General features: G+C 69.8%; 24 protein-coding genes. 17 read left to right on the top strand and 7 right to left on the bottom strand.

The window, feature by feature from the left end; translation table 11 throughout:
• Positions 1–84: 84 nt before the first annotated feature.
• A complete protein-coding gene (locus AC3IYJ_RS14620; protein ID WP_489401728.1) occupies positions 85–1,179 on the top strand; it encodes a hypothetical protein in 1,095 nt (364 codons plus the stop codon).
• 138 nt (positions 1,180–1,317) lie between these two features.
• Here the strand turns inward: AC3IYJ_RS14620 and AC3IYJ_RS14615 are convergent, their stop codons facing one another.
• Positions 1,318–2,073: an HNH endonuclease gene (locus AC3IYJ_RS14615; protein ID WP_489401727.1), complete on the bottom strand. Its 756-nt coding sequence runs from the start codon at positions 2,071–2,073 to the stop codon at positions 1,318–1,320.
• A 158-nt stretch (positions 2,074–2,231) separates the two neighbouring features.
• On the opposite strand from AC3IYJ_RS14615, the gene AC3IYJ_RS14610 reads away from it, so the two are divergent.
• On the top strand, positions 2,232–3,305 hold the full coding sequence (locus AC3IYJ_RS14610; protein WP_489401726.1) for a DNA cytosine methyltransferase: 1,074 nt from the start codon (positions 2,232–2,234) through the stop codon (positions 3,303–3,305).
• Here the strand turns inward: AC3IYJ_RS14610 and AC3IYJ_RS14605 are convergent.
• The 5 genes from AC3IYJ_RS14605 to AC3IYJ_RS14585 all read right to left on the bottom strand — a co-directional run bounded on the left by AC3IYJ_RS14605 (position 3,297) and on the right by AC3IYJ_RS14585 (position 10,659).
• Positions 3,297–3,752: a very short patch repair endonuclease gene (locus AC3IYJ_RS14605; protein WP_489401725.1), complete on the bottom strand. Its 456-nt coding sequence runs from the start codon at positions 3,750–3,752 to the stop codon at positions 3,297–3,299. The genes AC3IYJ_RS14610 and AC3IYJ_RS14605 overlap by 9 nt on opposite strands.
• Before the next feature lie 186 nt (positions 3,753–3,938).
• Positions 3,939–4,907 (bottom strand): NaeI family type II restriction endonuclease, encoded by a 969-nt coding sequence (locus AC3IYJ_RS14600; RefSeq protein WP_489401724.1) that lies wholly within the window; start codon positions 4,905–4,907, stop codon positions 3,939–3,941.
• A 105-nt stretch (positions 4,908–5,012) separates the two neighbouring features.
• Positions 5,013–7,952, bottom strand: a complete 2,940-nt coding sequence (locus AC3IYJ_RS14595; protein ID WP_489401723.1) for a Z1 domain-containing protein — start codon at positions 7,950–7,952, stop codon at positions 5,013–5,015.
• Between the two features lie 17 nt (positions 7,953–7,969).
• Positions 7,970–9,496, bottom strand: a complete 1,527-nt coding sequence (locus AC3IYJ_RS14590; protein WP_489401722.1) for an ATP-binding protein — start codon at positions 9,494–9,496, stop codon at positions 7,970–7,972.
• Positions 9,497–9,654: 158 nt separating this feature from the next.
• Entirely contained in the window at positions 9,655–10,659 is a 1,005-nt protein-coding gene (locus AC3IYJ_RS14585) for a DUF8829 domain-containing protein (RefSeq protein WP_489401721.1), read from the bottom strand.
• Between the two features lie 56 nt (positions 10,660–10,715).
• Here AC3IYJ_RS14585 and AC3IYJ_RS14580 point away from each other — a divergent pair, with 56 nt between their 5' ends.
• The 6 genes from AC3IYJ_RS14580 (at position 10,716) to AC3IYJ_RS14555 (ending at position 15,690) form a co-directional block, all read left to right on the top strand.
• On the top strand, positions 10,716–11,558 hold the full coding sequence (locus tag AC3IYJ_RS14580) for a class E sortase (RefSeq protein ID WP_489401720.1): 843 nt from the start codon (positions 10,716–10,718) through the stop codon (positions 11,556–11,558).
• 69 nt (positions 11,559–11,627) lie between these two features.
• Entirely contained in the window at positions 11,628–11,795 is a 168-nt protein-coding gene (locus AC3IYJ_RS14575) for a DUF3311 domain-containing protein (protein ID WP_489401719.1), read from the top strand.
• A gap of 38 nt (positions 11,796–11,833) precedes the next feature.
• Complete coding sequence (locus AC3IYJ_RS14570) at positions 11,834–13,402, top strand: sodium:solute symporter family protein (RefSeq protein ID WP_489402813.1); 1,569 nt, start codon at positions 11,834–11,836, stop codon at positions 13,400–13,402.
• Positions 13,403–13,468: 66 nt separating this feature from the next.
• Positions 13,469–13,816, top strand: a complete 348-nt coding sequence (locus AC3IYJ_RS14565) for a DUF6412 domain-containing protein (RefSeq protein ID WP_489401718.1) — start codon at positions 13,469–13,471, stop codon at positions 13,814–13,816.
• A 126-nt stretch (positions 13,817–13,942) separates the two neighbouring features.
• Positions 13,943–14,710, top strand: a complete 768-nt coding sequence (locus AC3IYJ_RS14560) for a hypothetical protein (protein ID WP_489401717.1) — start codon at positions 13,943–13,945, stop codon at positions 14,708–14,710.
• A gap of 122 nt (positions 14,711–14,832) precedes the next feature.
• Positions 14,833–15,690: a fumarylacetoacetate hydrolase family protein gene (locus tag AC3IYJ_RS14555; RefSeq protein ID WP_489401716.1), complete on the top strand. Its 858-nt coding sequence runs from the start codon at positions 14,833–14,835 to the stop codon at positions 15,688–15,690.
• A gap of 119 nt (positions 15,691–15,809) precedes the next feature.
• Here the strand turns inward: AC3IYJ_RS14555 and AC3IYJ_RS14550 are convergent, their stop codons facing one another.
• Positions 15,810–16,907 (bottom strand): Gfo/Idh/MocA family oxidoreductase, encoded by a 1,098-nt coding sequence (locus AC3IYJ_RS14550; protein WP_489401715.1) that lies wholly within the window; start codon positions 16,905–16,907, stop codon positions 15,810–15,812.
• A gap of 89 nt (positions 16,908–16,996) precedes the next feature.
• On the opposite strand from AC3IYJ_RS14550, the gene AC3IYJ_RS14545 reads away from it, so the two are divergent.
• The 9 genes from AC3IYJ_RS14545 to AC3IYJ_RS14505 all read left to right on the top strand — a co-directional run bounded on the left by AC3IYJ_RS14545 (position 16,997) and on the right by AC3IYJ_RS14505 (position 25,951).
• Positions 16,997–18,085, top strand: a complete 1,089-nt coding sequence (locus tag AC3IYJ_RS14545) for an ROK family transcriptional regulator (RefSeq protein ID WP_489401714.1) — start codon at positions 16,997–16,999, stop codon at positions 18,083–18,085.
• 235 nt (positions 18,086–18,320) lie between these two features.
• Positions 18,321–19,094: a hypothetical protein gene (locus tag AC3IYJ_RS14540; RefSeq protein WP_489401713.1), complete on the top strand. Its 774-nt coding sequence runs from the start codon at positions 18,321–18,323 to the stop codon at positions 19,092–19,094.
• A 66-nt stretch (positions 19,095–19,160) separates the two neighbouring features.
• The gene (locus AC3IYJ_RS14535) at positions 19,161–19,934 is read left to right on the top strand and encodes a GntR family transcriptional regulator (RefSeq protein ID WP_489401712.1); all 774 of its coding nucleotides are present in this window, start codon (positions 19,161–19,163) and stop codon (positions 19,932–19,934) included.
• Between the two features lie 147 nt (positions 19,935–20,081).
• On the top strand, positions 20,082–21,248 hold the full coding sequence (locus tag AC3IYJ_RS14530; RefSeq protein WP_489401711.1) for a TIGR03364 family FAD-dependent oxidoreductase: 1,167 nt from the start codon (positions 20,082–20,084) through the stop codon (positions 21,246–21,248).
• Between the two features lie 5 nt (positions 21,249–21,253).
• On the top strand, positions 21,254–21,982 hold the full coding sequence (locus tag AC3IYJ_RS14525) for a phosphonatase-like hydrolase (protein ID WP_489401710.1): 729 nt from the start codon (positions 21,254–21,256) through the stop codon (positions 21,980–21,982).
• On the top strand, positions 21,979–23,028 hold the full coding sequence (locus AC3IYJ_RS14520; protein WP_489401709.1) for an ABC transporter ATP-binding protein: 1,050 nt from the start codon (positions 21,979–21,981) through the stop codon (positions 23,026–23,028). Before AC3IYJ_RS14525 ends, AC3IYJ_RS14520 begins: the two co-directional genes overlap by 4 nt.
• Positions 23,021–24,004 carry a 2-aminoethylphosphonate ABC transporter permease subunit gene (locus AC3IYJ_RS14515; RefSeq protein WP_489401708.1) on the top strand — a complete coding sequence of 328 codons (984 nt, stop codon included), beginning with the start codon at positions 23,021–23,023 and terminating at the stop codon, positions 24,002–24,004. The genes AC3IYJ_RS14520 and AC3IYJ_RS14515 overlap by 8 nt, the downstream gene beginning before the upstream one ends.
• On the top strand, positions 23,991–24,788 hold the full coding sequence (locus AC3IYJ_RS14510) for an ABC transporter permease (RefSeq protein ID WP_489401707.1): 798 nt from the start codon (positions 23,991–23,993) through the stop codon (positions 24,786–24,788). Before AC3IYJ_RS14515 ends, AC3IYJ_RS14510 begins: the two co-directional genes overlap by 14 nt.
• A gap of 95 nt (positions 24,789–24,883) precedes the next feature.
• Complete coding sequence (locus AC3IYJ_RS14505; RefSeq protein WP_489402812.1) at positions 24,884–25,951, top strand: 2-aminoethylphosphonate ABC transporter substrate-binding protein; 1,068 nt, start codon at positions 24,884–24,886, stop codon at positions 25,949–25,951.
• Positions 25,952–25,996 lie beyond the last annotated feature (45 nt).

Genomic DNA, 25,996 nt, shown 5'->3' with positions numbered 1-25,996 from the left:
CCGGGGACGATCCCCAAGGGCACGCGCAGAACAAGACCGCCCCGGCGGGGCATCCGAGCCACCGGGGCGGGGCATACCGCGCCCATGAACCCCACCACGCGAACCACCCGCCCCACCCGGGCCCCCCACTCCACCCACCCCGACCAAGCCACCCGAACGACCCGCACAACAACCCGCGCCACCACGACCACGACAACCCCCACCACCCGTCGGCAGCTCAACCTCGCCACGCGCCACCAACTCACCACCACGGCGGGCATCCCACCCGGCACGATCACCTCCCGCACCCGCCCAGGCGGGCCCTGGCAGCGCCTGCTGCCCCGGGTCTACCTCCTCCAGACCGGCCCCCCGGACCACCGGCAGCGCGCCCTCGCGGCCGTCCTCTACGCCGCCGAGCCCGGCTCCGACCCGCTCTCCGGCGACACGGCCGCCCTCACCGGCGGCGCCGCCCTCGCCCTCCTGGGCATCCGCGAAGCGCCGTACACCCCTGCCGACGTCCTGATCCATGCCTCGCGCCGGCTCGCCGGATCGGCGCAGGTGCGCCCCTTCCCGACCGCCCGCTGGCCCCGCACGATCACCGTCTCGGGCATCCCGTGCACCCGCCCGGTCCGCGCGGCCGCCGACTTCGCGGCCCGGACCGACCAGCCCGCGGACCGGATCAGGTCGGTCCTGGCCCAAGTCGTCCAGTCGGGCTGGTGCCACCCGCACGACCTGCACACCGAACTCCGCGCTGCCCGCCTGATGACCCGCCCGGCCATCCGCGCCGCCGCGGCGGAACTCCTCGTCGGAGTCCGCTCGGTGGCCGAGGCCCAGGCCCGGGACACCCTCTCGGCCACGGACCTCCCGACCCCCCTGTGGAACGCCCGCCTCCACACCCCGGACGGCACTTTCCTGGCAAGCCCGGACGCCTACTGGCCCGACGAGGGCGTGGCCCTGGAGATCGACTCTGCGGAGTACCACTACACCCGAGACTCCTGGCACGCCACCCTCCGCCGCCGCCTCCGCCTGGAATCCCACGGCATCCTCGTGGTCAGCGCGACCCCGTCGATGATCCGAGACACCCCGACGGAAGTAGTCACAGCCCTCCGAGCCCTCCTCACCCTGGCCACCACCCGCCCCACCCCACCCAAAGCCCAGGCCCGCGGCCACCAACAGCTCCCGCTCCCGTTCGGCCATTGAGCAGCCAGGGGCAGCAGGTACCCCGTCTCTGGTGTCAACCGGGGACGGCCATCACCGTGGCGAGTAGTCGCTCGGTGGTGGTCCAGCCGCCTGAATCGGACACCGCGTGAGCTTGGCGCTGTCACGGGGATCGCGCGGCTATGGCTGTGGAGGCCCCGAGACCTGGCTGATCTCCGCCTGCAACTCGCCGGGCGTCCGCCATGACGCTCCGCGGTGGCTGCGATGACACATGCGGTGGCAATTGGCGCAGAGCAGGGCGAGGTCATCCAGCTTGGTCTCGCGCGGGCCCGAAATGTGCAGTGGCAGGACATGATGCACTTCGATGTAGCCGTCGCCAAGCGGTCCGTATGCCGATCCGAAGTCGAAGGTGCAGACGGCGCACTGAAGGGGCAGCCCAAGTTTGCGAGCCTGGCTGATCTTGCGCCTTCGCAATGCAGGGTTCCGCTCGCGCGAGAGAGCCCACCGGGCCAGCAGCCGACCTTCAGTGGCGGTCGTCCCGTCCTCATCCGCTTCATCGGGCTGCTCGGGGATCAGGGCGAGCTGGCCGGACCCGATGCCGGCCTCGATTCCCTGGGCGGCCTGAAGCATCTGGGCCTCACGGGTGAGGAACGCCTCGATGATCAGTTTGTCCAGGCTCCCGCCCTTGGTGGGTCTGCCCGCGTAGCCGGGATGGTTAGAGGCAAGATCCGTGGTCTTGCGGGAGACGCTCCCGACCGACCGGTACTCAGGAAGCTGCTCGGCCAGGCCAGCGCGCTCAGGCAGAGGCAGGGACCGGAGCAGCTCAGAGAGCTCGGTCACAGCGGGGTTGCCGACCCGCAGCTCCCTCCAGCCGTTCTTCACGACGAGCGCGCAGGCCAGCAGTAGTTCATCCCATGTCCAGGCAGGGCTTCGCATAGCGAATATCGTATAAGTGTTCGTTGGGGTGCGTGGAGAGTACCGAGCAAGCTGATTCGTGTCGCACACTTGGGGAGGTCGTTGTCAGTGGGGTCTGTCACCCTCTGTGAGGACGGATTGCAAGGTGTGTCCGTCGCGCAAGTCTGGAAGGAGGGTGCATGACCAGCACTGAGGAGAAGTTCACCTCGTTTGAGATCTGCGCCGGGGCAGGTGGGCAGGCCCTGGGGCTTGAGCGTGCAGGTTTCGATCATGCACTCCTCATCGAGATGGACGAGAACGCTTGCAACACCCTGACGGCCAACCGGCCCTCTTGGGATGTGCACCGAGGGGACCTGCGCGACTACGTCGACAGTGAGGCCGCCCTCGCCTTCAAGGGCAAGATCGACCTGCTTGCCGGTGGCGTGCCGTGTCCGCCTTTCTCTCTGGCCGGCAAGCAGCTGGGCAAGGACGACGAGCGTGATCTCTTTCCCACGATGATCCGGCTGGCCAGTCAGCTGGAGCCCTCGGCGGTGATGATCGAAAATGTTCGTGGCCTCATGCAGTCCAAGTTCGACGGCTACCGCAAGGAGATCGTCGCGGAGCTCGAAGAGCTGGGCTACCGGTGTTCCTGGCAGGAACTTCAGGCTAGCGACTTCGGAGTCACGCAGCTCCGCCCTCGCAGCGTGCTCGTAGCGCTGAAGCCTGAGTACTGGAAGCACTTCAACGAGGACGGCTGGCATCTGCCTGCGCCTGATCAGGAGAAGCCGCTTTCGGTCGGGGAGCTCCTCAAGCCCTCGATGCAGAAGCGCGGGCTAAAGGGCAAGGCACTCAAGGACTGGTACGGGCTTGCCTCCAAGGGAATCGCCCCAACGCTCGTAGGCGGCTCCAAGAAGCATGGTGGGGCAGATCTAGGACCCACGCGGGCCAAGAAGGCCTGGGCAGACCTTGGCGTTTCGGGTCTTGGTGTAGCCGATGAGCCCGACAAGAAGACTGGGACGACGAAGCACCCCGCTCGTGATCTCGGCGAGCAGGGGAAGACTCTCCCCATGATCACTGTCAAGCAGGCTGCATTGATCCAGGGCTTTGGCCCCGAAGACGGGGAGCCGGCCTGGGAGTTCACGGGGCGCAAGACTGCGGCGTATCGGCAGGTAGGGAATGCCTTTCCGCCTCCCGTGGCGAAGGCGGTGGGCCTGCAGATCAGAGCGGCGCTGGAGGCGTACAGGCGGCAGGAAGCTAACGATTCATCAGCTTAGGTCCCCGGTCCGGCGGAGTCGGCTGACGGTGTCGACGATCTGCCTGACACTCGTCTCTGGTGATTCGTGCTCCCAGAACCGGAGCACGGTCCAGCCGGCCTCACGCAGCCGGGAGTCGGTGTCCCGGTCACGGGCCACATTCCGGGTCACCTTCTCCGACCAGTAGCCGCTGTTGGTCTTTGGCGGCACATAGTGCTCCGGGCAGCCATGCCAGTAGCAGCCATCGATGAAGACGGCTAGTTTCGCCGGACGGAAGACCATGTCCGCCGTCCGGCGAAGATCAGGCAGGGGCTTCGCTGCGACCCGGTATCGGAGTCCTTGAGCGTGCACCAAGCGGCGCACCAGCTGTTCAGGCTTGGTGTCCCTGCTGCGGATCGCCTGCATGTTCCTGCGCCGCGCGGCTGAGGAAGCCCATGAGCCGGCCGGAGGCGTCCAGTCTTCAGTCATTCTCCCTGGCCCCGCTTCCTCCGGTTCTGCTCTTTGATCGCGGCGCGGATAGATCCTTCGGGCCACGGTTTCCAGTCTATGAGGCGGTACTCGGAGAGTGCACGCCTACCGTCTGGTGGCCGGAAAGGGTTCGGAGACTTCTGGGGAACCCGGGCTGGGAAGGGCGGTCAGGGGCTGCGGGCCTGGTCAGCTGTCGTCGTTCTCTGTGTGCTTGGGAAGGAAGGGTGCGGTTTCCACGGGATCGTCGGCGTCGGCGAGCACCCAGGTCCGTCCGTCCAGACTGACGCGAGGCCGGTCACCGTGGTGGGGCTGTGCTTGTGCGACCCGGAAACTGACGAGCTCGCCAGGGCTGGGCACTTCCGCGCCGAGGGCTCGGGCGACGTACTGGTGACTGCTGTAATGGCCCGGAACGAGTATGCCCTCTTCGCGGAGCACGGTGCGTGCTCGCCCTTTGGCCTCCCGGACGCGGGCCATGTAATCACTCTGTTGTGCCACAGTGCGCACAACACCGCGGCCGATCCTTCGGTTCTGTACCCGGCGGAATAGCTCGTTGATCCGCTTCTGCCCAGACGACAGACTCAGGATGGCGTCACGTGTGGCTGCCGGGAGGTGGAGCAGTACATTCTCTGGGAGTTCCGCCTGATGCGAGAGCCAGAGGATCTTGTTCCGGTGTTCCGCCTTCACGGTCAGTTTCATGTCCCGGTTGTTGCCGCGGTTCAGCCACTCTTCTTCTATGCGTAGCAGGCCTGCGCTCCAGCGGCTCTTGTAGTCATCCGCCCAGACGAGCAGGCACAGGTGTCCCACAGCTTCGGGCGGGATCATCCAGCCACCGAACTGCTGGGAGTATTTGCAATCGACATCGACGTCCGCGATCTTGTAGTCCATGTCGACGCCGTCATCGAAGGTGAACGCTCGCTGAAGGTTGATTTCGACGAGCGTCCCCGCATGAGTCTTCTCTGTCTTGAAGAGACTCTTCCAGTCGTAACGGCCGGTGACTTCGCCGTTGAGCAGCTGGTCGATAGTGTCGCGGAGAACGGCAGCGAATCGATGGCCTGCCGGGTCAAGGCGGTGCAGGTGTTCATGCACCCTTGCCAGCTCCGGATCGGCTTCCAGGAGCGACTGGGACTGGATATTGATCGCGGCTGAGACATCCATAGGCAGCAAGAGGATGTTCCTTGTCTGAAGATGTGTACGTCGGGGCTGCGTATGACGCACACGGGGCAGCCCCGATGCTGGTCGGGGCTGCCCGTTCCGGTTACGTCAGTTACCTGACCTCATCGCCTGATAGCGGAGCAGGCGACGTGAAGAATCGTTGGCTGAGGTGGGCGAGACTGCTGTGAACGCCATGATGACGCGCCTAGGGTCTGCTGTCCCATCCGTGACGGCAGACAAGAGCCCAGCGTCATTGGATGCTTCTACCACCGGATAGAGCAGGACGATGCCCGTGCGGGGGCCCACGCCTATCGCGCGTGTTCGCGAACTCTCACTGCCCGAGCCTGCCTCTTTGACCATTGACTCGGCCCATCTCCGGTGCTCCATTCCGGAGATACGGCCGAATGCTGCCTTATCGAGCTGGCGCGAACGTCGGACCAGCGACGTCGGAGCGGATCGCAGCACACTCGCCTCTATTCGTCGGCTCGGCGTCATCTGCGGTGCGACAAGAAGCCAGTCGTCCACCTTGGCGAGTTCGCCGTTGAGCTTGGAGAGGTAGTTGAGGTGGGGCTCGAAGTGGTTGTCGCCTTCCCACTCCAGCTGGCGCAAGACGCTGACGAGGTCGGCATGCGGGATCAGGGAGGTCCTCGCCTCGAACTTCCGGATGAGGGGGCTTGTCTCGTCCGGAGGCAGGTCCAGTGTCTGACCAGTACCGCCGAACACATGGAGGAGCGGCTTCCAGCGCTTCGCGTTGGCCTCGATCTTTGACGGGTCCCGGGGGTAGGCGGCAGGCTCGATGGGTCGCCCAGGCGAACGGATCTCCGTCAGTTCGGCGTTGAACATCTTGTTGCGCGCCGTCGGCTTGACGAGGCCGAGATGCTGGGAGACCAACGGCAGCACCTTCTGAGGCGTCAGCTGCGGCTCGCCGTCGATCATCTGCGCGTACTGGGCGAGCTCCGAGCGGAATGCTTCCTCGTCCTGACAGATCGCCTCGAAGGCTTCGTACAGGTCGAGTGTCTTGTCCTTGCCGTGCGGTTCTTCGCGGCCGATGTAGAGGCGGACGAGATCCCGGTAGCCGGCGCGGAACCCGAACCAGCGGCCCATCTGCATCAGAGTGTCCGCCTGCTGTGTCTTCCGGCGGTAGTACGTGACCGTCAGGCCTTCTACGGTGAAGCCACGGGACAGCTTGGTGCCGCCGACGAGGATCTTCCAGACGTTCGGGGAGCGATCGAAGTCGAGACCGGGCTGTGAGTAGTCCTTCTCATTCACGCCATTGACGATGATGACAGGATTCCCGCCGGATCCGATGAGCTGCCGGGCGCGGCTGACGTGGGCGCGCAGTTCCTCGTACGAGCTGGGGCTAGGCAGTTCGTCGCCCCGGGCGTTGCACACCGGCTTGTAGTCCGAGTCGAAGAGCGCTGCCAGGCGGACGTGAGACTCAGTGCTCATGTAGGAGGAGTCCCAGAGGGCCTTGATGCGGCCGGCTAGTGCCGCGTGGTCCGCCACACGCACTGACTCGTGAACCAGCATTGTGTGGTGCCGGAACGGGCCGTCGGGAACCCCGTTCGCTGCCCGGTAGAGCTTCAAAGAGCCGGCCAGAACGAAGGCGTCCATCGCTTCCAGGAGGCGGTCGCCCGTGCTGCTGTCGATGCCGCGTACGTGGGCTTCCTCTTGGGAGTTGGCGGCCGTGCGCTCGCTGACGGGCAGATCTGAGTCCAGGTCGTGGAAGTCCTCTACACCCATGTACCCAACAGGGCGCGGGAGTGATACGAGGAAGTCGCGGGGGAAGAGGTCCGCGGAGTCATCAGGGTCGACGAATACGTTCGCGAAGGGAGTAGCCGTGTAGCCGATGTACTGGGCGCGGGGCATCAGGCCTAGGAGTTGGCATACCAGGCTGTTGATCGCAGACCGGTTTTCCTTGCCCTCTTCCCACTTGCTCGGGTCTGTGGTGTTGACCGACGCCTGATCGGATTCGTCATCGATGATGAGCGCCGGGATCTCGCCGAGGATAGGGCCGATCTTCTTGAGATCGTTGACGAGCTTCGTCAGGACTGATTTGTTCTTCTTGACGACCATGACGCGGGCCGCTGCATGGTGCAGGTTCGCAGGGTCATAGAGCGGGAGGGCTTTCTCCAGCTTTTCGATGTCCAGTGCGCGGATTCCCCGCTCCAAGGACTGGTAATCCTTGTCCTTCGTCGTCAGGCGCTCCATGTCGAATGCGCCGAGATGTGAGGGCCTGCCTCCGTGTGAGACGAACTTCGCGGGCCAGTCCTCGTCGTCCTGGTAGTCAACACCAACCAGCGCATCGATATCATCAGGGTCGGCGCCGCGGAGAATGTTCTCCCGGCCTATCAGCTCCATGTCGAGCCGTCGCTGAGTCTGGCCGCGCAGTAGATTGAGCGTGCCGCCGAGAACAATGACGAGGCGGTACCCGGCGTCCACTGCTTTGGCGATGACACCGGTGAAGTTGGCGGTCTTGCCGGACTGAACGTAGCCGACGACTAGGCCGCGGGCCGCATATGCTTCCGGCCGGGCTGGGTCGGCCAGGCGTTCGACGACGTTATGGGCCGCCTCCCCGAGGCTGGTGATCGCCGGCTCGCTCCATCCCTTGGTGCGAAGCAGGTTCTCGTACGCCGGCCAGTAGAAGGCCCGGGACAGTGCCTTGTCCCGGGTGTACCAAGCCTGGTTGCTCTCACTGATCACGACAGGCTGGGGGCCCTTGTCGACAGGAGCCGCAGCATCAAGGGACTTCGCCAGGTCGGCATCGAAACCCAGGAGCGCATACGCGTCGGCTCGCCGTTCGTCCGAGCACGGTGGAGAGGCGGACCAGTCAGCGGTCAGGGCGGCGTCCCACTGGGAAAGGGCGCGACTCCAAAGAGTCGTCAGCCCAGCGTCGCCCTCAGCGATACGAGCCTGGAATATCGCCAGATCGGTATCACGGCCGTCATCCGTCTCCGACAGTCCGGCCGCGAGACGGCTGAATTTCTTGGGGGCGCGTCGCATGGCGCCGAGTGCGTCGGCGTGGAGATTGAGCAGGTGATCAGTCACAGGGGGTACGTCTCCAGTCAGCGGGACAGTTCACAACGAGCGGCCGAAAGGAGCACGCTGTTCCACAGGGCCATCTCATCGTTGCGCTGGGCACTGGAACGTCCCAGCCTGAAGTTCTTTTCGAGCATGAGGTAGAGCAGCCCCTTCAGCACCGGAGCGTCGTTGGCGCCAGCACGTCGCCCGCTGTTAAAGGCCGATCGGTATTCCTTGTTGAGTCGGACGACGTGCTCTTCGCGATCGATATCGAAGAAGATCTCGGAGGGAAGCGCCTCCCAGCGGAAGGTGATTGGATCTTCGCCCTCGATCTGCGGTAGTTCATCACGGAGCGCGCGCTTGAGTTTGGGGTCGATGCCCTTGCCGGGCGGAACGGCACTAGGCCGCTGCACGTCTGCTGAGCGCCTGGCTGCTTCGCGGTAGACGGTCTCCGCCTCCGTGAGATACGCGGAGAAACAGTGGCCGTCGGCGTCAACTGCCTTCTCAATTCCGCGGGCGAACGCCGGTGTGACGCCGACGCCGTCCTTCTTCACTGTCAGGCTGAACACGTCGTTCGGGGAAGGGGGGAGATCGAGCGAGATCCGTGCCAGGTTGTGGTGCGTTTCAGCGCCACGGATCCCGTTCCAGCCGCCGGCCTGGACAAGGCGGTCGTTGCGGTAGACGTAGAAGCCCTGCCGGTCCGCCAAGGGGCCGATGCCGCGGTAGGACACCAGCTGAGAGCGTGGCGGCCAGACATGAGCCTCGAGCGCGACTTCGCCCACACCTTCGACGGGGGCCGTGTATATCCGCGGGTAGCCTGCGCGTCCCGGTACCCGGTAGCCGAAGGGATCGATCGGCTCTACACCCCGGTGATCGAGCTCTTCCTGCGTCCGGACATCTTCGACGACGAGATCGATATGGAAGCCGTCCCGGGCGAGGAATCTGTGCAGATACAGGCCGAGGTGAGTCTCCAGCTTTTCGATCTGCTCATTGAGGAAGCGGTCCGTCTGACCGGAAAGCACCGTGTCAAAGGCGCGGACGCTGTCCCAGCGCACGATGGTGCCATGCCAGCCGATCACCCCGTCGTATCGGTCTACCAGTACCTGGCAGTACTGCGGGTCCACGATGTCGCAGCTGAAGTTCTGTTGTGCCTGAACGGTCAGCCAGCGCCGCCCGGCAGCGGGACTGCGCTTGGTGCGGCTGACGACCGTAAGAGACCCGGCGTGCGAGAGCGAGGCGGCCTTCAGGCCGGCTCCGAAATGGCCCAGCGCCCCGTCTGCGTAGCCCTCGCGTCCCCCTACGACCATCGCGACGTCGAGAGCGGCGTCGTCCATTCCGCCGCCGTCGTCGATGACCAGCAGACTGACGAGGCGGTCGCCGTCGCGCAGAAAACTGATGACGACGTTGCGGGCGCCCGCGTCGATGGAGTTATCCACGAGGTCGGCGATGGCGGCCTCGAACCCGTACCCCTGATGCGCCAGCGATTCGATGTAGCGAGCAGCCGGCGGAAGCTGTTTGCTGCCCAGCGTGGGTATATCGAACTGCCAGTCGCCGGACGGTGAATAAGGCATATGGGGAGCAGACCTTTAGCGCGCAGGGGTGGGTGTATCCGGCAGTGGAGGACCTTCCAGCCCATACCGGTGGATCTCAGACGACGCTAACGCATAGCAGGCAGCCTTATGGCATCACTGTCCGGGATGCGATACGGGCGGCCGGGTGCCTGGGCAGGTCACCTCTGCGTGGTGCCGTGGCACTCCGCGTACGGCTTGCCCGACTGGCACCAGCACGGGTTGGCACCGGTCGGCGGCCAGGGGGTGGCCTTGCCTCGGGCGGCCAGGGTGGTGGCGTACTCCGCCAGGAGGGACGGGGAGGACGGGGAGGTCTTCTCCGAGGCTGCGAAGGCTTCGTACGAGGGGACGCTTGCCGTGACGATGCCCAGGTTCGTCGTGCCCGAGGCGGCCAGGGCGCGCAGCGAGGCTTCGACCTCGGCCAGGTGGGCGTCGTGGGAGGGGTACTCCGCCGCCAGGGTGGGGTACGAGGTGAGGAGCTCCGCGAGTTCCCGCGCGGGCCAGTGGAGGATCGCCACCGGGAACGGGCGGGAGAGGGCCGCGCGGCGGTCGCCGAGTTCGGCGCGCAGGCGGGCGATCTCGGCGCGCAGTTCGGCGGGGTCGTCGGAGCCGAGGGCCCAGATGCGCTTGGGGTCGTGGAGTTCGTCCAGCGGGATCGGGCCGACGTGGCGGGTGTCCGCGACCATGTCCCAGTCGTCGTGCGGGAGCCCCAGGAGGCGGCGTACGCGGTGGCGGCCGGTGAGGAGCGCGGTCGTGGCGGGGGTGAGGGGGGTGTTGTCCGGGGCCAGGAGGGTCGCGGCCTCGGTGAAGCACTCGTGGGAGGCCTCGAGTTCGTCGTGGGCCTCCAGGGCTTCGGCGATGACTTCCCAGGGGGCGGGGTCCGAGGGGGCGGCCGCGCGGATGCCCTGGATGAGGGCGCGGGCCTCGGGCTCGTGACCGTACTCCCAGAGGTTGGCCGCCTGCAGGGCCTTGACCAGATGCGGGTTGGCCGGGGGCGCGGAGAGGAGTTGGTCGTACAGCGCGCTGGCACGGTCGCGGGCGTCGGCCAGTTCGAGGTGGGCGGCGGCCTGGAGGAGCAGCGGCTCCTGGTCCTCGGGGTAGCGGGTCGCCGTGCGGATGAGGCGCTCGGCTTCGGCGATGTGCTCGGCAGGCGTGTCGGGGCGCATGGTTCACACCGTACTGCCGCTGGTCAGTTGACGGGGGAGGACTTAAGGTGCCGCCCGTGCGAGATCGCGTGCGGGTCGTGGTGCAGGGAAAGGGCCGGCGGGCGTGGCATGTGCGCCGGGTCGGTCTCGCCGCGGTGCTGTGGGCGGCGGGTGAACTGGCCGTCACCGTAGGCGTGGTGGTGTTGTTGCTGGTGGTGCACCAGGTGTGGTGGACCAACCGGCAGGCCCTCGCCGCCGCGCACGAGCGGGTCGCGGAGTTGGAGGGGGAGTGGGGTGCCCCCGGGGCGGGTTCCGGGTCCGCTTCCAACGCCACGTCGGACGATCCGGTGTCCGACCCCGCGACCGCCCCCGGCGAGGATTCGGCTGCGTCGGAGGGGAGCGACGGGGGCGACGGGGCCGCCCGCGCGTCCGGTTCCGGCTCCCGGTCCGGTTCCGGTTCCGTCGGGAAGTCGCCGCCGCAGGAGGGTGCGTACGGGGTCCTGCGGATTCCGCGTCTCGGTGTCGTCGTGCCCGTGGCCCAGGGGGTCGACAAGCGGTCCGTCCTGGACAAGGGGTACGCCGGGCACTACGCGGGGACCGCGCAGCCCGGGGCGGAGGGGAACTTCGCGCTCGCCGGGCACCGCAATACGCACGGGGAGCCCTTCCTCTACATCAACCGGCTGAAGGCCGGCGACGAGCTGATCGTCGATGTGAAGGGGCGAAGGTACGTGTACGTCGTGGGCAAGACCCTGGGGCAGACGACCGAGCACGACACCGGGGTCATCGCGCCCGTCCCGCGCAGCACCGTCGATCCGGAGGCCGGCTACAGCGAACCCGGCGCGTACATCACGCTCACCACCTGCACGCCCGAGTACACCTCCAAGTACCGGCTCGTGGTGTGGGGGACGCTCAAGCGCTGATGAGCGCGTGCGTGTGCGTCCGCGCCTTAGTGTGGGGCGGTGCGTGTGAAATGGGTGAAACGTCCTCAGTTGCTCTGGCTTGCCGTGCCGTTCGTGCTGTTCGCCGGGGCGCTGCCCTTCGTGAACCGGGTGGAGCCCGCGCCCGGCGGCGTACCGTTCCTGTTCCTCTGGTTCATCGGGTCGACCCTGGTGACCCCGCTCGCCGTCTGGCTGACCTGGCGCGGTGATCACCGGTGAGCGCGGCGGCCGTTGCGACCTCCGTCTTCGCCGTTTTCATGGTGGCGACCGTCGCGCTGGGACTGCTCGCGGTGCGCGGGCGCGGCGGGGGCGGTGGCGGGCTCGCCGAGTGGTCGGTGGGCGGACGCTCGCTGGGGACCGTCTTCATCTGGGTCCTGATGGCGGGGGAGGGGTACACGAGCTTCAGCTACCTCGGTGCGGCGGGCTGGGGATACAACTACGGCGCCCCCGTGATGTACGTGGTCGCGTACATGTCCTGCGGGTACGCGATCGGGTACGTCGTCGGGCCCATGCTGTGGGACTACGCGCGCCGCCACGGTCTCGTCGGCATCACCGACATGGTGGCCCACCGCTACGGGCGCCCCTGGCTCGGCGCGGCCGTCGCGGTCCTCGCCACCGTCTTCCTGCTCCCCTACATCCAGCTGCAGATCACCGGAATGGGCGTGGTGGTCTCGACCGTGACGTACGGGACGGTGTCCCTGGAGTGGGCCTACTTCATCGCCTTCGCCGTCACCACCGGCTTCGTAGTCGTCAGCGGACTGCGCGGCAGCGCTTGGGTGTCGGTGCTCAAGGACGTGCTGGTCATCGGCACGCTCGCCTTCCTCGCGGTGTACGTGCCCCTGCACTACTTCGGCGGCTACGGGGAACTCTTCGACCGGCTCGCGGCGCAGCGGCCGCAGTGGCTGACGCTTCCGGGCGCCGGGAGCGGCGAGGGCGGGCGCGGGGAGCTGGGGGTGGCGTGGTTCGCGTCCACCTCGGTACTGAACGCGCTGACCGTGGTCATCTTCCCGACCACCGTGGCGGGATACCTGGGCGCGCGCAACGCCGACGCGCTGCGTCGCAACGCGATCCTGCTGCCCGCCTACAACGTGCTGCTGTTCGTGCCGATGCTGCTGGGGATGGCCGCGCTGTTCGTCGTACCGGGACTGGCGGGCGCCGATTCCAACCTCGCGCTGTTCAAGCTGGTCGTGGACTCGCTGCCGGCGTGGGCGGTTGGCGTGATCGGGGTGGCGGCGGCCCTGTCGTCGATCGTGCCGATGGCGGTGTTCATGCTGGTCATCGGCACGATGTGGGGGCGCAGCGTGCTCTCGCTCGTGCCGCGTTGGAGCTCGGGCGAGAGGCAGAAGCTGGCCTCGCAGCTGGTGGTGGTGGCGGCCGGGACGATCGCGCTGGTCATGACGTACACCGCGCCGAACACTCTGGTGAGGCTCTCGCTCATCTCCTACGAGGGCATGGCGCAACTGGTGCCGATGCTGCTGTTGGGGCTGGTGTGGCGCAGGTTCACACTGACCGCCGCGGTGAGCGGGCTGGTCGCGGGCGTCGCGGTCGTCTGCGGGCTGGTCTTCACGGGCAACGACCCGGCGTGGGGCGTGAATGCGGGCATGGTCGCGCTCGGTGTGAACCTGGCGGTGGCGATGACGGTGGTGCTGGGGGTGGTGCCGACGGCGGGGCGCCGCGGACCGGAGGGCGCGGGGAGGCCCGGGGAGGCCTGGGGAGTAGGGGAGTTGGGGGACCGGCGGCCGGACGAGGAGGTGCTCGCCCGTGATCCGGCCCGTGATTCGGCCCGTGATCCACAGCCCCGGCGGCCTGTGGGCGGGCGGGGTTAGTATCGGTATCGAATACCGAATGTCGTACGGGAGTTCGTGCGCGGGAGGGTGAGGGGGGTGGTTCGCATGGCCGGTCGCAGCAGTCTTCGCCGCATGCTGTTGCCGCTGCCCGCCCGCCTCGTGCCCGCCCGCCTCGTTGCCGCGCTGCTGCCGCTCCTGCTGCTCGGCGGGTTCCTCGGGCTGTTCGCCGGTGAGGGCGGGCTCGGAGCGGTGGTGGTCGCTCTCGCCGCCACCCTGGCCGTGGGAGCTTCCGCTCTGGCCGCCCGGCTGGTCCGGGCCGTGCCGCCGAACCGAATACGCACCGCGATCCGTGATCGCGAGCAGCGCACGGCCTTCCTGCCGCAGCGCGATCCCGACGCCTCGGGCCGGTCGCGGCCCAGGGCACCGGGCCGTCTCCTTCCGACGGCCGCGTAGGGGCGCAGCTCCTTCCGATCACTGATCGTCGATCACTGGTCGCCGATCACCGTTGTCGCCCCTCGCGGGTCGTCACGCCGAAATGCATTTCTTTCGACGTTCGACGAGACCCCTCGGAGGGCCCACGTGTCCGTATTCACCCATCTTGTTGCCCTGCTGGGCCGGCTCCTGGAGCCGGTGCTGGCCGAGTCCGCGACCGCTGCCGCGATCGTGCTGTTCACCGTGCTCGTGCGGCTCGCGCTGCACCCGCTCAGCCGGGCCGCCTTCCGCGGGGCGACCCCGGTGGCCGGCTGCCTGCCGGTCCTGCTCCAGCTGCCGGTGTTCTTCGTGATGTACCGGGCCTTCTCCTCGGCGGAGATCGGCGGGGCCGCCAATGAGCTGCTCGGCCACCGGCTGCTCGCCGCCCCGCTCGGCGGCCGGTGGAGGGATGCCCTCGGGGAGGGAGGCCCGTTCGGGGCGCAGGGGCTGGTGTTCCTCGGGCTGTTCGCCGCCATCGCGGCGGTGGCCGCGTGGAGCGCGGTCCGCGGGCGCCGGGCCGCGGCGCTGACGGCGGCAGCGGCAGCGGCGTCGGACGCCACCGAGGCCGGGGCCGGTGTGAAGAGCGGGCGCAAGGCCGCGGGCGCGGGCCTGGGCAAGGGTCCGGGTGCGGTCGCCGGGAAGGGCGGGGCGGTCGCCGGGGTGAGCGCCGAGCAGCAGGAGGTCATGCGCAAGCTGGGCGGCGTACTGCCCCTGCTGTCATTCGGCACGCTGATCACGGCTGCCGTGGTGCCACTGGCCGCAGGGCTCTACCTGGTCACCACCACCGCCTGGTCGGTGGCCGAGCGGGCCTGGCTCCAGCACCGCAAGGAGTGGGCCGGACAGGAGATCACCGGAGGGGGCCGTTCCAGTCTGTGAACAGGGTCTTGCGGATTGGGTCGACATCTTGGAGGATCGACCAATCCTCCGATGGCCGCAACCCATCGTCCGGCCCGGGGCATGCCCATGGGTCGACCACCCACGACCACGGGAGAATGCCCATGAAGCTGCTGCGTGTAGGACCCGTCGGGTCGGAGCGCCCCGCGCTGCTCGACCAGGACGGGACCCTGCGGGGCCTGTCCGGCCTGATCACGGATGTGGACGGCGCGCTGCTCGCCGACGACTCCGTGCTGTCGCGAGTACGTGAGGCGGCCGCGGCCGGGGACCTCCCCGTGCTCGACGCCGAAGGTCTGCGCATCGGGTCCGCGGTCGGCCGCATAGGCAAGGTCGTGGGCATCGGCCTGAACTACCACGGGCACGCGGCCGAGGTGGGCGCCGAGGCGCCGGCCGAGCCGATCCTGTTCCTGAAGGCCCCCGACACCGTGGTCGGCCCGGACGACACCGTGCTGATCCCGCGCGAGAGCGTCAAGACCGACTGGGAAGCCGAGCTCGGCGTCGTCATCGGCAGCACCGCCCGCTACCTGGCCTCGGCCGAGGAGGGCCTCGCCCACGTCGGCGGGTACGTGCTGGTCAACGACGTGACGGAGCGCGCGTTCCAGACCGAGCGCGGCGGCACCTGGGACAAGGGCAAGAACTGCGAGACCTTCACCCCGCTCGGCCCCTGGCTGGTCACGGCCGACGAGATCCCGGACCCGCAGGTCCTGGACGTGAAGCTGTGGGTCAACGGCGAGCTCAAGCAGGACGGCCACACCTCGGACCAGATCTTCCCGGTCGGCGAGGTCGTCCGCTACGTCAGCCAGTTCATGACCCTGTACCCGGGCGATGTCCTCGTCACCGGCACCCCGGCCGGTGTGGCCGCGGGCCAGCCGGAGCCGAAGCCGTTCCTGCGGGCCGGTGACGTGGTCGAGGTGGAGATCGAGGGCCTCGGCCGTCAGCGCCAGGAGTTCAAGGACGCGTAGCCCGCGCGGTTGGGGTGCGCGCGGTTCGAGTCCGCGCGGTTCAAGGGGGAGGGGCGGTGCCGTCGACGGCGCCGCCCCTTTTCCTTATGCTCCGGGGCCCCCGCCTCCGGTTTCCCCCGTCAGAGCTCCACGGTCAGTCCGTCCCTCGACGACCTGCGCGCCGCCTCCAGCACGTCCAGGCAGTGCGCCGCCTCGTGCGCCGTCACCGGGGCCGGTCCGCCGTCGCGCAGCGCCGCGGCCACGGCCGCGTAGTACGCCGGGTAGTCGCCCGGGACGGTGGTGACGGGGATCCCGCCGCCGGTCAGCGGCGACTCCCCGGAGCCGAGCCGGCCCCACAGGTGCTCCGGCTCCTCGCCCCACGTCCGGTCGGGGTCTCCGGGGCGCAGCCCCTCGCGCAGGGCGCCCTCCTGCGGGTCCAGGCCGTACTTGACGTAGCCCGCGCTGGAGCCGAGGACGCGGAACCGCGGCCCCAACTGCGCAGCGGTCGCGCTGACGTACAGGTGGGAGCGGACCCCGCTCGCGTGGGTGAGGGCGATGAAGGTGTCGTCGTCCGCCTCGGCGCCGGGTCGGCGCACGTCGGCCTCCGCGTAGACCCGTACGGCCGGGCCGAACAGCACCAGCGCCTGGTCCACGACATGGCTGCCGAGGTCGTACAGCAGGCCGCCGATCTCCTCCGGGGCGCCGGACTCCCGCCAGCCGCCCTTGAGCTGCGGGCGCCAGCGCTCGTAGCGGGACTCGAAGCGCTGGATCTCGCCCAGTTCGCCGTCGGCGAGCAGGCGGCGCAGGGTGAGGAAGTCGTTGTCCCAGCGCCGGTTCTGGAAGACCGACAGGAAGGTCCCGGTCCGGTCTGCGAGCGCGGCCAGCTCGCGGGCCTCGGCGGCGGTGGCGGCGAGCGGCTTGTCCACGACCACCGGGATCCCGGCGGTGAGGGCGGCGGTGGCCAGCGGAACGTGCGTCTTGTTCGGGGAGGCGATGACGACGAGGTCCGGGGCGGGGCTCTGTTCGAGCAGCTCGTCGGCGGTGCCGGCGATCCGGACGCCCGGGTAGGCCTCGCGCGCCTGGGCCGCGCGGCCCGGGTCGGAGGTCACGACGGTGTCGAGGACGAGGCCGTCGGTCGCGGAGACGAGCGGGGCGTGGAAGACGGAACCGGCCAGTCCGTAGCCGACGAGTCCGACGCGGAGGGGGGTGGTGGAAGTGACGGGGGAGGTGTCGTTCATACCCAATACTTTGGCAACAGTGTTTCCTAAGTGCAAGGAGGGTGGACAATGGGCAGGTGGACAGGGGTAGCAGGGGCAATGGGAGCGGCGTGAATCTGCCGGTGCTGCGCGGGCACAACGACGCGCTGGTACTGCACCTGCTGCGCGGAGCCGGCCCCGCCGGGCTCGGCCGCGGCGACCTCGCCGACCGTACGGGGCTCACCCCGCAGGCCGTCGGCAAGATCACGGCGCGGCTCCGGGGCGAGGGCCTGGTGGCCGACGCGGGGCGCGAAGCCTCCACGGGCGGCAAACCGCGCACGTTGCTGAGGCTGGTCCGGGAGGCGCGCCACGCGGTCGGGGTGCACCTGGACCGCGACGAGGCCACGGCGGTACGGGTGGACCTGGCGGGCCGCGTGGTCGCCCGGTGGCAGGGTCCGCTGGACTTCGGGGCGGAGCCGCGCGCGGTGGTGGAGGAGGCGGTACGGGCGGTCGCGCGGGTGTGCGGCGATCGGCCGGTCCTCGGCGTCGGCGTGGCCGCGCCCGGGCCGCTGGACTGGCGGAGCGGGGTGCTGGGGCGGGTGACGGGGTACCCGCAATGGGAGGGGTTCCCGTTGCGGGAGGAGCTGGAGCGGCGCCTCGGAATCCCGGTGCGGGTGGACAAGGACACCAACGCGGGTGTGGCGGGAGCCGCCCTCCCGGGGGCCGGGCCCGCGGGGATCGACTCCGGCTCCGACTCCGAAGGAGCCGTGGCTTACGTACACGTCGGCACCGGACTCGGGGCCGGGCTCCGGCTGCTCGGGGGCGGCGAGGTGTACCGGGGGCGGCGCTCGGCGGCGGGGGAGTTCGGACACCAGGTGCTGCGTCTGGACGGCCCGCCGTGCCGGTGCGGCGGGTACGGCTGCGCGGAGGTGCTCTGCCTGGACGCGGTGGCGGCCGGCCGGCTGGAGGAGGCGGCCCGGATCGTGGGGGAGGCCGCGGCGAACCTGGTGGCGCTGCTCGACGTGGACCGGGTGCTGCTAGGGGGACGGGTGGTGGCGGCCGCGCCGGGGGTGTTCGTGGAGGGGGTCCGGACGGTGCTGGCGGCGAGGTCCGTCGCGCTGGCGGGGGGCGAGGGCGTACGGGTGGACCTCGCGGGGGTCGGTGTGGCGGAGGGGGCGGCGGAGCTGGTGCTTGCGCCGTTGTTCGGGCGCGGGGGCTGAGCGGGTCGTCGCGTGGCTGCGGCTGGCCGGCCCTGCGGGGCGTGTCCCCTACCCACCCTTCCCCGGGCTCCGCCCGAGAACCCCACCCATCGGCCAAACGGGCGGAAAGCAGAACGACTCGGGAGTGGTGCTGGACACGGAGTCGCGGGTGCGTGGGAAGGTGCGGGCAGGGCCGGGGTGATTGTCGCCTCGTCCGACTATCGTCCTGTCCGTCGGTGAACAGCGAGGGTCTCCCATGCGACTGCGCAAAGCCCTTGCCCTCTCCGCCGTCCTAGTCGCCGTCGCCGCACCCACGGCGACCACCGCGGCCGCGGACATTGGCACCGGCGGCGGTGCCCGCCCCGCCCCCGCGCTGCCCTCGCGCGTGGAGGCCAGCTGCGGCGACGGGAAGAGCACGCAGTTCCCCATCGGCGCGCGGATCCGTGGCGGTCCGGCCGTGTACCGCACCGGCGGCGACGCACAGACCTGGTACCTCGACCTCACCAACACCACCGGCAGCGAGTGCACGGCCATCCACCCCATCGTCGTGTTCACCGACAAGGCCCGCGCCCTGCGACCGGCCCATTTCCGGATGGAGTTCGACGCCCCCGGCGCGCCCGTCGGAACCTTCCCCGTCAGCCTGGAGCACACCGACCGGGACGAGGTCATCGCGGTCTTCGACGGCGGCGACGCCTTCTCCGGCTTCACCGTCGGCCCCGGCGGATCCGTCACCGTCACCGTCCGCCTCGCCTTCGCCCCCAACGCCCCGCACGGCGAGGCCCTCGCCGACGCGGCCCTGGTCCAGCGCAAGGGCGACGACGGTGACTGGGTCGGCGAGGCCGACGGCTACCACTTCGACGTCCAGGGGCCGGACGCCGAGACCGGCGAAGCCGGAGCGCTGGCGCAGACCGGCCGCAGCCGCGAGGCCTGGACGTACGGCGCGGGCGCTGCCGCCGCCCTCGCCGCGGGCGGCGGACTCCTCCTGGGCGCCCGCCGCCTGCGCGGACAGTCCGGATCCACCCCTTCCTGAAGCCCCCGGAGCCCGTGGCCCGGGCCTTCCCACCGCCCCCGCGCGCAGTCCACGTAGAGTCCGAGGGTGGAAGAACCCATCCAGTACGCGCACCACCACCAGCCCGGCCTGCCCGTCCGCTCCGGGATCCCGGAGCACGGGCGCATCCCCAAGTACTACGCAGTCAAGGCCCGCATCGCCGGGCTGCTCGACGAGCTGGGCGAGGGCGGGCTGCTGCCCACCGAGCGGGATCTCGCCGAGCAGTACGAGGTCTCCCGCGAGACCGTCCGTCAGGCCCTGCGCGAGCTGCTCCTGGAAGGGCGGCTGCGCCGTTCCGGCCGGGGCACCGTCGTCGCCGGGGCAAAGCTCGAACAGCCGCTGTCGCTGGCGAGTTACACCGAGGGCGTGCGCCGCCAGGGCCGCCGGCCCGGCCGGAACCTGATCGGGCTGGAGCGGTTCCCCTGCCCGCCCGACGTCGCCGCCGGAATCGGCGCCGAACCCGGTGAGCCGGTCTGGCACCTGGAGCGGGTGCTGCTGGCCGACGACGAGCGGGTCGGGCTGGAGAGCACGTACCTCCGGGTCGCCCGCGCGCCCCGCCTCGACGTCGATTTCCAGCCGGACTCCTCCTTCTACGGATACCTCCGCGACAGCCTCGGCATCTCCTTCGGCGATGCGGACGAGAAGCTGGAAACGGTCCTCGCCACCCCCCGCGAGGCCCTGCTGATCGGTACTCCGCCCGCGCTCCCGATGCTGCTCATCCACCGTTTCTCGCGGGACCAGGACGGCCGGCCGCTGGAGCGGGTGCGTTCGCTCTACCGTGGCGACCGGTTCAGCTTCACGACCCACCTGCGGCCCCAGTAGCCCTCGGTAACCGCCGCCAAACGCTCCAAAAAGGGCGCGCGAGGATCACGAAACGGTAACGGGTCTAGTCCAAGCGTCGGAGGCTGTTCACCGGGACGTCGTTCGCCGGATCCTCCCGGGTCACGCTCCGCCGACACCGTGGACGACGTGAGAGTCATAGTCGTCGGAGGCGGCGTGGTAGGCACCATGCACGCCTGGCAAGCAGTCGAACGCGGCCACGAGGTCGTCCAGATCGAGCGAGAGGCCGAGGCCCGCGGCGCATCACTGCGCAATTTCGGCCAGATATGGGTCAGCGGAAGGGCCGGGGGAGAGGAGCTCGACACCGCCCTGCGGGCCCGCGAGCTGTGGGAGGGGATCGGTGAGCGGGTGCCCGGCCTGGGCTTCCGCGCCATCGGGTCGCTGACCCCCGTGCGCAACGCCCGCGAGTACGCGGTCGCCGAGGCGGCCGTCGCCCGCCCGGACGCCGCCGCCCGCGGCTACAAGCTGGTCACCGCCGCCGAGGCCCGGTCGATCAACCCCGCCCTGCGCGGTGCGTTCGAGGCCGCCCTGTGGTGCGAGCGGGACGCGGCCGTGGAACCGCGCACCGCCCAGCTCCACCTGCGGGAAGCCCTCAAGGCGTCCGGCCGCTACGCCTTCCTCCCCGGACGGGAGGTCCGCGAGGTGCTCGACAGCGGAACCGGCGGAACCGGCGGAACCGGCGGAACCGGCCCCACCGGCCCCGCCGTCCGCGACGACCACGGCGACGTCCACCGGGGCGACGCCGTCGTCCTCGCCACCGGCGCGTGGCTGTCCGGCCTGGTCCGCGAGCTGGCCCCCGAACTGCCCGTGCGCCGCGTCCGGCTGCAGATGATGCAGACCGCCCCGCTCGGCGAGTCCCTGACCACCTCGGTCGCCGACGCCGACAGCTTCCGCTACTACCCCGCGTACCGGAGCGCGGCCCTCGACGAGCTCAACGCCGAGCAGGCCCAGGCGCCGATCGCCGCCGCGCACAAGATGCAGCTGCTGATGGTCCAGCGCCAGGACGGCGGACTGACCATCGGCGACACCCACGAGTACGAGCACCCCTTCGCGTTCGACACCCTCGAAGACCCCTACGAGCACCTCACCGAGGTGGTCGAGTCCTTCCTGGGCCGCCCGCTGCCGAAGATCCAGCACCGCTGGGCGGGCGTGTACGCGCAGTGCACCGACACCACCCGCGTCGTCCACCGCCAGCAGGTGCGGGACGGCGTCTGGCTGGTGACGGGACCCGGCGGCCGGGGCATGACCTGCTCGCCCGCCATAGCCGAGACCACCGCGAACGAACTGGGCTGGTAAGCACCATGACCGACAACACCCCCCACACGGACGCCCGGACCCACCGGCTCGTCGTCCTCGACATGGCCGGCACCACCGTCGCCGACGGCGGCCTCGTGGAGCGCGCCTTCGAGCGCGCCGCCGAGCGCCTCGGAGTCGAGCCCGGCAGCGCCGACCACCTCGTGAAGCTCCAGTACGTGCGCGACACCATGGGCGAGTCGAAGATCTCCGTCTTCCGCCACCTCTTCGGCAGCGAAGAGCTCGCCCAGCGCGCCAACTCGGCCTTCGAGGAGGCCTACGGGGAACTCGTGGACGGCGGCCTCATCGCCCCGATCCCCGGAGCCCGCGAGGCCATCGAGGAGCTCCGCGCGCAGGGCCGCACCGTCGTCCTGACCACCGGGTTCGCCCGCGTCACCCAGGACGCCATCCTCGACGCCCTCGGCTGGCAGGGCCTCGCCGACCTCACCCTGTGCCCCGCCGACGCGGGCGGCCGTGGCCGGCCCTACCCGGACATGGTGCTGGCCGCCTTCCTGCGCACGGGCGCCGTGGACGGCGTGCGCCAGGTCGTGGTCGCGGGCGACACCGCGTACGACATGCTCAGCGGCGTCCGCTCCGGCGCCGGGATCGTGGCCGGCGTCCTCACCGGCGCCCACGACAGCGCGGCCCTGACCGGGCACGGCGCGACCCACGTCCTCGGCTCCATCGCCGAACTCCCCGCGGTCCTGGAGCACGCCGCCGAGGAGTCCGGCGCGTGAGCGGCATCCGCTTCGACGCGGTCTCGGTCGCCTACGGGGGCAACACGGTCCTGGACCGGCTCGACCTGACCGTCGAGCCCGGCGAGGTCATGGCCCTGCTCGGCCCCTCCGGCTCGGGCAAGACCACGGCGCTGCGCGCGGTCGCCGGTTTCGTGCGGCCCGCCTCGGGCCGGGTGCTCATCGGAGGCCGCGACGTCACCGCGCTGCCGCCCCACAAGCGCGGCATCGGCATGGTCGTCCAGCAGTACGCGCTCTTCCCGCACATGCGGGTCGCCGACAACGTCGCCTTCGGCCTGCGGGCGCAGAAGGCGCCCAAGGCCGAGATCCCCGGCCGGGTCGCCGAGGCCCTGGAGATGACCGGGATGGCGGCCTACGCCGGGCGCTACCCGCGCGAGCTCTCCGGAGGCCAGCAGCAGCGCGTGGCCATCGCCCGCGCGCTCGCCATCCGCCCCGGGGTGCTCCTCCTCGACGAGCCGCTGTCCGCGCTCGACGCGCAGCTGCGCTCGGGGATGCTCGCCGAACTGGCCCGGCTCCACCGCGAACTGCCCGAAGTATCGATTCTCTACGTCACCCACGACCAGGTCGAAGCCCTCACCCTGGCCGACCGGATCGCCGTCATGGACCGGGCCCGGCTCCAGGACTGCGGCACCCCGCAGGAGCTGTACCGGGCCCCGCGCACCGAGTTCACCGCCTCCTTCGTCGGCAACGCCAACCTGCTGCCGGTCACCGTGGCCGACGGCGGGGCGCTGTTCGCCGGGCACCCGCTCGCCCTCGACCCCGGCCGCGCGGCCGTGGGCGCGAGCGCGACCCTGTGCGTACGCCCGCACCTGCTCGGCCTCGGCGCCGGACCCAACGCCCTGTCCGGCACGATCACCGAGGTCCAGTGGCGCGGCTCCACGCACCGCCTCTACGTCGACATCGAGGGCCACCGCGTCAAGGCGGACCTGCCCGAACTCCGCGAGACCCCGGCCCTGGGCGACCACGTCACCCTGCACTTCGAACCACGGGACGCCGTCCTGCTGTCCGCGGGGGTCTCCGATGGCTGACCGTCCGGCAACAGCCCACCGCCCCCCGGATCCGACGCGGGACCCCGAGCCCGCCGCCATCCCCCACCAGCCGGTACGAAGCCCTGCCCAGGGCGAGCCCGCCCCCGCGTCCGAAGCCCCCGGCGGCTTCGCGGCGCAGGCCGCACGAACGCCCCGTACCGTGCCCGGCTGGCTGTGGGCCGTGCCTCCCGTGGCCGTGCTCGCCGCCGTCTTCCTCTACCCGCTCGCGCTGGTCGTCCAGCAGTCGCTCAGCCCCGAGAACGGCGGCGGGGCCTTCGACGCCTACGCCTCCGTCTTCGCCTCGCACTCCTTCCGCGAAGCCCTCGGCACCACGGTGTGGCTGGCCGTCGGCGCCACCGTCGGCTGCCTGGTCCTCGGCTTCGCGCTGGCGCTGGTCATCGCCTTCGTCCCCTTCCCCGGGGCGCGCGCCGTGGCCAAGTTCATCGACGTCTTCCTCTCCTTCCCCTCCTTCCTCATCACCCTCGCCCTCCTCTTCGTCTACGGCACGGTGGGCATGGCCAACGGGCTGTGGACCGACGTCCTCGGAGTCGCGGACGGGCCCTTCCACTTCCTGGCCACCCCGTGGGGGGTCCTCCTCGCGGAGATCACCTACTTCACCCCCTTCGTGATGCGCCCGCTGCTCGCCGCCTTCTCCCAACTGGACACCGCCCAGCTGGAGGTGGCCTCCTCGCTCGGCGCGAAGCCCGCCCGCATCGTCCGGCGGGTGATCCTGCCCGAGTCCCTCCCGGCGCTCGCCGCCGGCGGCAGCCTCGTCCTGGTCATGTGCCTCAACGAGTTCGGGATCGTCCTGTTCACCGGAGCCAAGGACGTCACCACGCTCCCGATGCTCATCTACGGCAAGGCGATCCTCGAATCCGACTACTCGGCCGCCTGCGTCGTGGCCGTCGTCAACATCGCGATCTCCGTCGGCCTGTTCGGCCTCTACCGGGTGGTGAGCAAGCGTGCTGGTGCATAGCCGGGGCGGCCGCTGGGCCGCCTGGAGCCTCTTCGGCCTCCTCTTCCTGCCGCTCTTCGCGCTGCCGCTGCTCGTGGTGGTGGCCGCCTCCTTCTCGACCCACTGGTCCGGGGCCTTCCCCTCAGGCCCGACCACCGGGAACTACGCCGCCGCCGTCCAGGGCGAATCCCTCCAGGCCCTGACCACCTCGCTGGTCACCGCCCTGACCGCGAGCCTGCTCGCGCTCACCGTCGGAACCTGGGCGGCGCTCGCCGCCGCGGGGCTGCGACGGCGCGGGAAGCGGTCCCTGGACGCGCTGTTCATGCTGCCCGTCGCCGTACCGTCCGTGGTCGTCGGCCTCGCCGTGCTCGTCGCCTTCAGCAAGCCCCCGCTGCTGCTCAACGGCACCAGCTCGATCGTGATCCTGGCGCACACGATTCTTGTCACGGCGTTCGCCTACCAGTCGGTTTCGGCTGCCATCGTGCGTCTGGATCCCGCGTACGAACAGGCGGCCGCCTCCCTGGGAGCCCGCCCCGCGTACGTGCTGTGGCGGGTCAAGCTCCCCCTCCTGCTGCCGTCGCTCACCGCGGCGGCCGGACTCTGCTTCGCCCTGTCCATGGGCGAGCTGAGCGCCACGATGATGCTCTACCCGCCGGACTGGATGCCCCTCCCGGTCCGGATCTTCACCGCCACCGACCGCGGTTCGCTCTTCAGCGGCTCCGCCGTCGCCGTGGTCCTGATGGCCGCCACCCTGCTGGTCCTCCTGGCCGTCTCGCGTGTCCGCACCAAGGCCACGTACCGCTGAGCACCACTCGGCACCACCGCCGCACAACCTGCTGAATCCCCGCTGACTCCCTTTCCCCGTGAGGAAGTTCCATGCCCAGCAATAAGCCCCGCCCGATGTACCGCGTCCGCATCACCGCCGCCGTCACCGGCAGCCTCGCCCTCGCCGCCGGCCTCACCGCCTGCGGCGGCTCCTCCGCCGCCGACTCCAAGGACGGCGGCGAGAAGATCGTCACCGTCTACAGCGCGGACGGCCTCAAGAGCGAGAAGGGCGACGGCTGGTACGACAAGGTCTTCGCCGAGTTCACGAAGAAGACCGGCATCGAGGTCAAGTACGTGGAGGGCGGCTCGGGCGAGATGGTGCAGCGCGCCGTCCGCGAGAAGACCAACACGCAGGCCGACCTGCTGATCACCCTGCCCCCCTTCATCCAGCAGGCCGACGGCAAGGGCCTGCTCCAGGCCTACAAGCCGCAGGGCTCCGACAAGATCAACGGTGGTGACAAGGCCGCCGACGGCAAGTGGACCTCGGTCGTCAACAGCTACTTCGGCTTCGTCTACAACAAGAAGGAGCTCGCCGAGGCCCCCAAGACCTGGGAAGAGCTGCTGGACCCCAAGTACAAGGGCAAGCTCCAGTACTCCACCCCCGGCGTCGCGGGCGACGGCACCGCCGTGCTCATCAAGGCGATGCACGACTTCGGCGGCAAGGAGCCGGCGAACGAGTACCTGAAGAAGCTCCAGGCCAACAACGTCGGCCCGTCCTCCTCCACCAGCAAGCTCGCGCCCAAGACCGACAAGGGCGAGCTGCTCGTCGCCAACGGCGACGTCCAGATGAACTTCGCGCAGTCCAAGTCCATGCCGAACCTGGGCATCTGGTTCCCCGCCAAGGCCGGCGGCAAGCCCACCACCTTCGCCCTGCCGTACGCGGCCGGCCTGCTCGACAAGGCCCCGCACACCGAGAACGGCAAGAAGCTCCTCGACTACATGCTGAGCGAGGACGCCCAGAAGCTGGTCAGCTCGGTGGGCGGCGGCTTCCCGGCCCGCACCGACGTAAAGCCCACCGACGCCAACGCGGTCGAACTCACCAAGATCCTGACCGGTGTCGAGATCTTCGAGCCGGACTGGACCGACATCGACAAGAACCTCACCGGTTACGTCGACGCGTGGAAGTCGGCGACCGGAAGCTGACCGGCAGCCGCCTGGTCGCCTCCCGGTCACCCACGACCGCAATAG

Source organism: Streptomyces sp. GL_140 (assembly GCF_057834465.1).
The sequence above is the reverse complement of the archived record's forward strand: the minus strand, read 5'-3'. Positions and strand labels throughout refer to the sequence as shown.

What these genes read in the sequence shown, in the direction of transcription:
- AC3IYJ_RS14620 (WP_489401728.1), top strand. Translation starts at nt 85, where the DNA reads ATGAACCCCACCACGCGAACCACCCGCCCCACCCGGGCCCCCCACTCC.
- AC3IYJ_RS14615 (WP_489401727.1), bottom strand. Translation starts at nt 2,073, where the DNA reads ATGCGAAGCCCTGCCTGGACATGGGATGAACTACTGCTGGCCTGCGCG.
- AC3IYJ_RS14610 (WP_489401726.1), top strand. Translation starts at nt 2,232, where the DNA reads ATGACCAGCACTGAGGAGAAGTTCACCTCGTTTGAGATCTGCGCCGGG.
- AC3IYJ_RS14605 (WP_489401725.1), bottom strand. Translation starts at nt 3,752, where the DNA reads ATGACTGAAGACTGGACGCCTCCGGCCGGCTCATGGGCTTCCTCAGCC.
- AC3IYJ_RS14600 (WP_489401724.1), bottom strand. Translation starts at nt 4,907, where the DNA reads ATGGATGTCTCAGCCGCGATCAATATCCAGTCCCAGTCGCTCCTGGAA.
- AC3IYJ_RS14590 (WP_489401722.1), bottom strand. Translation starts at nt 9,496, where the DNA reads ATGCCTTATTCACCGTCCGGCGACTGGCAGTTCGATATACCCACGCTG.
- AC3IYJ_RS14585 (WP_489401721.1), bottom strand. Translation starts at nt 10,659, where the DNA reads ATGCGCCCCGACACGCCTGCCGAGCACATCGCCGAAGCCGAGCGCCTC.
- AC3IYJ_RS14570 (WP_489402813.1), top strand. Translation starts at nt 11,834, where the DNA reads ATGGTGGCGACCGTCGCGCTGGGACTGCTCGCGGTGCGCGGGCGCGGC.
- AC3IYJ_RS14565 (WP_489401718.1), top strand. Translation starts at nt 13,469, where the DNA reads ATGGCCGGTCGCAGCAGTCTTCGCCGCATGCTGTTGCCGCTGCCCGCC.
- AC3IYJ_RS14555 (WP_489401716.1), top strand. Translation starts at nt 14,833, where the DNA reads ATGAAGCTGCTGCGTGTAGGACCCGTCGGGTCGGAGCGCCCCGCGCTG.
- AC3IYJ_RS14550 (WP_489401715.1), bottom strand. Translation starts at nt 16,907, where the DNA reads ATGAACGACACCTCCCCCGTCACTTCCACCACCCCCCTCCGCGTCGGA.
- AC3IYJ_RS14540 (WP_489401713.1), top strand. Translation starts at nt 18,321, where the DNA reads ATGCGACTGCGCAAAGCCCTTGCCCTCTCCGCCGTCCTAGTCGCCGTC.
- AC3IYJ_RS14525 (WP_489401710.1), top strand. Translation starts at nt 21,254, where the DNA reads ATGACCGACAACACCCCCCACACGGACGCCCGGACCCACCGGCTCGTC.
- AC3IYJ_RS14515 (WP_489401708.1), top strand. Translation starts at nt 23,021, where the DNA reads ATGGCTGACCGTCCGGCAACAGCCCACCGCCCCCCGGATCCGACGCGG.
- AC3IYJ_RS14505 (WP_489402812.1), top strand. Translation starts at nt 24,884, where the DNA reads ATGTACCGCGTCCGCATCACCGCCGCCGTCACCGGCAGCCTCGCCCTC.